1 protein-coding gene is annotated in these 747 nt (G+C 30.7%); it reads left to right on the plus strand.

Going from position 1 to position 747, the window contains the following annotated elements:
* Positions 1 to 112: 112 nt before the first annotated feature.
* Positions 113 to 747, plus strand: a 635-nt coding sequence (locus tag HALSAC_RS0103405) for an IS110 family transposase (RefSeq protein ID WP_027339082.1), incomplete at its 3' end; no start/stop codon positions are given.

A 747-nucleotide genomic window follows, 5' to 3' on the forward strand; every position in this document is an offset into this window, starting at 1 on the left:
TTTAAAACACTTAGACTTCATCTCTAATAGAAGCGAGGATGAAGTGGGTATGAAAACTAGGGAGTCTAGCCCACTTACTTAACTAATTCAAATTCTCTGGGAGGTTTTAATTATGAATAATAATACTTTATACGTAGGTTGTGATGTCAGCTCTGATAATAATTATTTTTGCTTCTTACTTGGCGATGGTACTAAGCTTGATACCAAGTGTTTTGATAATAATAAATCAGGAGCAAATAAGCTAGTTAAACTTATTCTTAAACATCTAGAAACTAATAACTTAAGTGCATTAATTTTTGGTGTTGAAGCTACTTCTAACTATCATTTTCATCTGCTAAATTTTATCGCTTACAATCAATTACTTGCAGATTATGATGTTAAAGTTTATCAATTAAATGCTAAAATAATTAAGAATTTCAAAGATGCATATTCTGATAAAAGCAAAACTGATAAATATGATGCTTTTATCATTGCTGACAAACTACGTTTTGGACGACTCCCAGAAGAGTATACGCCTTTTAATGAATATGAACCTCTTAAAAGGCTCACAAGAACAAGATTTCATCTTGCTGAAAATCTTAGGCGAGAAATGAATTACTTCATTTCCAACCTATTTCTTAAATTTAGTGAATATAAAAAATTGCCTTTTTCCAACACCTTCGGTGCTACTTCTGTGGCTTTATTCACTGAATTTGACGTTGAAGAAATTGCTGACCTTTCTATTCAAGAATTAATTGATTTCTTAGT

Source organism: Halonatronum saccharophilum DSM 13868 (assembly GCF_000517025.1).
In the GTDB taxonomy this organism is placed as follows: Bacteria; Bacillota; Halanaerobiia; order Halobacteroidales; family Halobacteroidaceae; genus Halonatronum; species Halonatronum saccharophilum.